Origin of the sequence: Pseudomonas sp. NPDC087697 (genome assembly GCF_044743155.1) — a bacterium.
GTDB lineage: Bacteria > Pseudomonadota > Gammaproteobacteria > Pseudomonadales > Pseudomonadaceae > Aquipseudomonas.
The window spans coordinates 1-4,617 of the sequence record NZ_JBIUVW010000084.1 but is presented as its reverse complement, the minus strand read 5'-3'; the positions used below and the strand labels follow the sequence as shown (position 1 = coordinate 4,617).

The window sequence follows — 4,617 nt, the reverse complement described above, 5'->3', positions numbered from 1 at the left end:
ACCCGCGTCCGCCTGCCCAACCGACCCACGCGTCGCCACGGGACACCCTTAGCCGACAATCAAGGAAACAAGCCAGCCGAGCAGGGAATCAAGCCCCCACAACAGCAACGCCATAACCAGAACAACAGCCACCACAATCAGGGTGGTCTGCGTGGTTTCTTGGCGAGTTGGCCACACGACTTTACGAATCTCGGTGCGAGCTTCCTTAACCAGTACAAAGAAAGACTTGCCCTTGACCGTCTGCAGGCCTACAAAGGCAGCTACAGCAGCAATAACAAGCAAAGCGAGTACACGGTACAGGATCGGCGCAGCATGGTAATACTGATTGCCGACAACGCCAACAATCACCAAGGCGACTACTACAAGCCACTTGAGCAGATCGAAGCGAGAGCCTTGAGCTTCAGCTTTAGGAGTCATCTATGAAGATCCTGTGAAAAGAAAGCCAGACACACTGAGTGAATCTGGCAGGTCAGGAGGGAATCGAACCCCCAACCTACGGTTTTGGAGACCGTCGCTCTGCCAATTGAGCTACTGACCTAAAACAAAATTAGGCCGACCATTATGCCGGCCTAAAAAAGACATTACAACAACTTACTCGATGACTTTAGCTACGACACCAGCGCCGACGGTACGACCGCCCTCACGGATGGCGAAACGCAGGCCATCTTCCATCGCGATGGTTTTGATCAGAGTGACAGTCATCTGGACGTTGTCACCTGGCATTACCATTTCAACGCCTTCCGGCAGCTCACAGTTACCAGTCACGTCAGTAGTACGGAAGTAGAACTGTGGACGGTAACCTTTGAAGAACGGAGTATGACGACCGCCTTCTTCCTTGCTCAGAACGTAAACTTCTGCAGTGAACTTGGTGTGTGGCTTAACGGTACCCGGCTTAACCAGAACCTGACCACGCTCAACGTCATCACGCTTGGTGCCGCGCAGCAGCACACCGCAGTTCTCGCCAGCACGACCTTCGTCGAGCAGTTTGCGGAACATTTCAACACCAGTGCAAGTAGTCTTGACAGTGTCACGAAGACCAACAATCTCAACTTCTTCCTGAATGCGGACAATGCCACGCTCAACACGACCAGTTACAACAGTACCGCGACCCGAGATCGAAAATACGTCTTCGATCGGCATCAGGAACGGCTTGTCGATAGCACGCTCTGGCTGCGGAATGTAGCTATCCAGAGTCTCAACCAACTTCTTGACGGCAGTAGTGCCCATCTCGTTGTCGTCTTGACCATTCAGAGCCATCAGAGCCGAACCGATGATGATTGGAGTGTCATCACCCGGAAAATCGTAAGCGCTCAGCAAATCGCGCACTTCCATCTCAACCAGCTCCAGCAGCTCAGCGTCGTCTACCATGTCAGCCTTGTTCAGGAAGACAACGATATACGGAACGCCTACCTGACGGGACAACAGGATGTGCTCACGGGTTTGCGGCATCGGACCATCAGCGGCCGAGCAAACCAGGATAGCACCATCCATCTGAGCGGCACCGGTGATCATGTTCTTCACATAGTCAGCGTGGCCCGGACAGTCAACGTGCGCATAGTGGCGCGCAGCCGAATCGTACTCAACGTGAGCGGTATTAATGGTGATACCACGAGCTTTTTCTTCCGGGGCGCTATCGATCTTGTCGAAGTCAACCTTTGCCGAACCGAAAACTTCGGAGCAGACGCGAGTCAGAGCAGCAGTCAGAGTGGTCTTACCGTGGTCGACGTGACCAATGGTACCTACGTTGACGTGCGGCTTATTACGTTCGAACTTTTCCTTAGCCATCGAAATCACCCCTAGGAGAAGAATTAAGCAAGTCACACAAGCCATTAAAACAAAGGCAGATATTTTCATATCTGCCTGTTTATATGGATCTCTTGAGCGGATGTGCACCGCTGACCTCACCCTTACCAAGGGTGTGCTCTACCAACTGAGCTACAAGAGCGAAACACTGTGCACAACCTGCAAACTTGGAGCGGGTAGCGGGAATCGAACCCGCATCATCAGCTTGGAAGGCTGAGGTTCTACCACTAAACTATACCCGCGTAAGCTTGCAGCTCACGCTAAAAATGGTGGAGGGGGAAGGATTCGAACCTTCGAAGTCGTAGACGTCAGATTTACAGTCTGATCCCTTTGGCCGCTCGGGAACCCCTCCTAAGCGAGCCGGCATTCTATATCATGCCAGCCTTCTGTCAAGCATTTTCTCATTAAAAACCTGAGGTTAGCTGCGTTGACCTCGCTTCGCGCCGTTGACCGTTAAAAGTCTTCACTGCGAAGCGGGCGCCATTCTATGCAACCTATTCAGCAGTTGCAACCCCCTCGCACGGCATTATTTTATGTTTTAACTCATTGAATTCTTTAGCAAGGTTCTGCAACACGGAATCATCAGCCAAACGCCGGCTTTCTGGAGCCACGCGCATCCAATATCCAACAGAATCAGGAAGAGAAACCGATAGTTGCTGAACCTTGATGTCTAGAGCAGTCAATCGCTGCTCAAGCGTCTTCGCCGTTTCCTGACGAGCAAAGCCGCCTAGATAAAGACAGCTGTTATCCGCCTGCGCAGATTTACCCTTGTCACGTGCAGCTGCTGCATCAGGCGTTTCACTCAACAGACGAATGTCCTGCTGCGAACCTTTATACAAACTCAATGGAGTGACATCCTTCGCACGCAAGGGCGCCTCCTGCTGATGCCAGACGTAATAAAACACATTGAGGACCAGCAACAGCAGAAACAACCAACGCATAAAAACCTCAGGACAATGGGCACGCCATGGCCAAACCTACGAATACAAGATCCGGCACCACCCGCGCCTCTGGCACGACTCCGGAAACCAGGCCCGCATCACCACCAGTGAGGAACACCGAGAACTCCTGCCCCCAATAGCTGCGCGCCAGCTCCAACTGCGTCAGGACAAACCCTCTCAACATCAATGAACATCCACGCTCGACGGCCTCCACTGTATTTCGCCCTGGCTCAAAGCTCTCGAGCGCCCTGGATGCCGCGAGATCGTCATAGCGGATCCGCCGGGTATGGGTACGTAACTGGTTACGCATCAAGGGCATTCCCGGGCAAATGAACCCTCCCAGGTGCTCACCATCCGCCGCAATAAGGTCTGCGGTAAGCGCAGTACCAAAATCGAGAACCAGACAAGCTCCCGAGGCGAGATGAAATGCTCCAAGCATCGCAAGCCAGCGATCAAGGCCTAGCCGCTGATAGTCCTCGTAACCGTTCCGGACCCCAGACATTTCACGGGCCGGTGCCGCGCAGGAAACCGTTACGCCGAATGCATCAACCAGCAAGGAAACAAGCGCAGCGGTCTCTTCATTGGTTCTTACACTTACCAAGCGACAGTACTTGAGATTCAACCCATCACAGTCGCGCAAACTTTCCAACAAGGCCAGATCCGAGTCGACAACCCCTTCGGCAACCAAGCGCGCCGCATCTGCGTGCAGCACACGCCATTTAATAAAGCTGTTCCCGCAGTCGAGCTCAAGAATCATCGCGCAACCTCAGACTTAGCTCACCACCACTAAACACTTTTTCTACACCATCTACTTTCAAACGCAATGCGCCTTGTCCGTCGATCCCCATCACCACACCGTCAATCCGATTCACGCCGGCAATCAGTGAAACCGCGCGCCCCTGCCATAGATGCCCTTGCTCCCACTCTGACTGAAGTGCTGAAAACCCTGCCGACTGGTGACGGCTCAGGTGCTCCTGGAGAACACCCCCCAAACGCGCAACAAGAAGATTACGATCAAACGCCCTCCCTGCTTCGAGACGCATGGAGGTCCATTGCTGATCAACCTCATCAGCCATCTGCATATTTACATTGATTCCCACGCCCAGAACGACATGACACACATCAGCAGGATCCCCAACCAACTCCAGCAGTATGCCGGCGATTTTCTTCTCACCAACCAGGACATCGTTAGGCCACTTCAAACCAGCTCCGGCAATACCCAGATCACGCAGCGTTTGCATCACAGCAAGGCCGACGACCAGGCTAAGCCCTTCAAGCTGGCGCATGCCGCCATCGATTCGCAGCACGAGGCTATAGTAGATATTTTCGGCAAACGGACTCACCCACTTGCGGCCGCGCCGACCACGACCAGCAGTTTGTCGCTCTGCAAGCACAAGAAACGGCGCAGCCATTCCGCGCTCTATAGAGCGCAATGCTTCAGCGTTGGTGGAATCAATCGAATCAAAGACCAGTACGGGCCAGCCGCAAGCAGGTGAATGCTCACCGATCTCCACGGAGTTGAGCAGAGTCAACGGCGCACTCAACTGATAACCACGACCACGCACCTTATGGATAGAAAGACCCAATTCAGCCTCGAGGTGCTGGAGCTGTTTCCATACAGCGCTACGACTAATGCCTAGAGCAGCGCCCAGCGCTTGGCCGGAATGGAAACGACCGTCCTTCAGGAGCTTTAACAACGTCAGCATGCAAGTATCGCCTCACAATGAGGTCCGCATGATAGCCATGCCCCGGGCCGTTGCATAGAAATCGTAAGAATCAACTTTCTCGCAGGCAAAACAAAACCCCTACCTGCATACGCAGATAGGGGTTTCGGAATTTAATCTTGACGATGACCTACTCTCACATGGGGAAA

General features: G+C 53.3%; 5 protein-coding genes and 3 tRNA genes. All 8 read right to left on the bottom strand.

Translation table 11 applies throughout. From position 1 onward, the window contains the following. Positions 1–48: 48 nt before the first annotated feature. The 8 genes from secE to birA all read right to left on the bottom strand — a co-directional run bounded on the left by secE (position 49) and on the right by birA (position 4,450). Positions 49–417: a preprotein translocase subunit SecE gene (gene secE, locus ACIPIN_RS28720; protein WP_401124843.1), complete on the bottom strand. Its 369-nt coding sequence runs from the start codon at positions 415–417 to the stop codon at positions 49–51. 45 nt (positions 418–462) lie between these two features. Further along, a tRNA-Trp gene (locus ACIPIN_RS28715) sits at positions 463–538 on the bottom strand. A gap of 53 nt (positions 539–591) precedes the next feature. After that, positions 592–1,785, bottom strand: a complete 1,194-nt coding sequence (gene tuf / locus ACIPIN_RS28710) for an elongation factor Tu (protein WP_401124842.1) — start codon at positions 1,783–1,785, stop codon at positions 592–594. A 186-nt stretch (positions 1,786–1,971) separates the two neighbouring features. Beyond that, positions 1,972–2,045, bottom strand: a tRNA-Gly gene (locus tag ACIPIN_RS28705). A 25-nt stretch (positions 2,046–2,070) separates the two neighbouring features. Beyond that, positions 2,071–2,155 (bottom strand) — tRNA-Tyr (locus tag ACIPIN_RS28700). 142 nt (positions 2,156–2,297) lie between these two features. Then, on the bottom strand, positions 2,298–2,744 hold the full coding sequence (locus tag ACIPIN_RS28695; protein WP_401124839.1) for a hypothetical protein: 447 nt from the start codon (positions 2,742–2,744) through the stop codon (positions 2,298–2,300). Between the two features lie 7 nt (positions 2,745–2,751). Next, positions 2,752–3,501 (bottom strand): pantothenate kinase, encoded by a 750-nt coding sequence (locus ACIPIN_RS28690; RefSeq protein WP_401124837.1) that lies wholly within the window; start codon positions 3,499–3,501, stop codon positions 2,752–2,754. Continuing rightward, positions 3,491–4,450 (bottom strand): bifunctional biotin--[acetyl-CoA-carboxylase] ligase/biotin operon repressor BirA, encoded by a 960-nt coding sequence (gene birA / locus ACIPIN_RS28685; protein ID WP_401124834.1) that lies wholly within the window; start codon positions 4,448–4,450, stop codon positions 3,491–3,493. Before birA ends, ACIPIN_RS28690 begins: the two co-directional genes overlap by 11 nt. Positions 4,451–4,617 lie beyond the last annotated feature (167 nt).

What these genes read in the sequence shown, in the direction of transcription:
- secE (WP_401124843.1), bottom strand. Translation starts at nt 417, where the DNA reads ATGACTCCTAAAGCTGAAGCTCAAGGCTCTCGCTTCGATCTGCTCAAG.
- tuf (WP_401124842.1), bottom strand. Translation starts at nt 1,785, where the DNA reads ATGGCTAAGGAAAAGTTCGAACGTAATAAGCCGCACGTCAACGTAGGT.
- ACIPIN_RS28695 (WP_401124839.1), bottom strand. Translation starts at nt 2,744, where the DNA reads ATGCGTTGGTTGTTTCTGCTGTTGCTGGTCCTCAATGTGTTTTATTAC.
- ACIPIN_RS28690 (WP_401124837.1), bottom strand. Translation starts at nt 3,501, where the DNA reads ATGATTCTTGAGCTCGACTGCGGGAACAGCTTTATTAAATGGCGTGTG.
- birA (WP_401124834.1), bottom strand. Translation starts at nt 4,450, where the DNA reads ATGCTGACGTTGTTAAAGCTCCTGAAGGACGGTCGTTTCCATTCCGGC.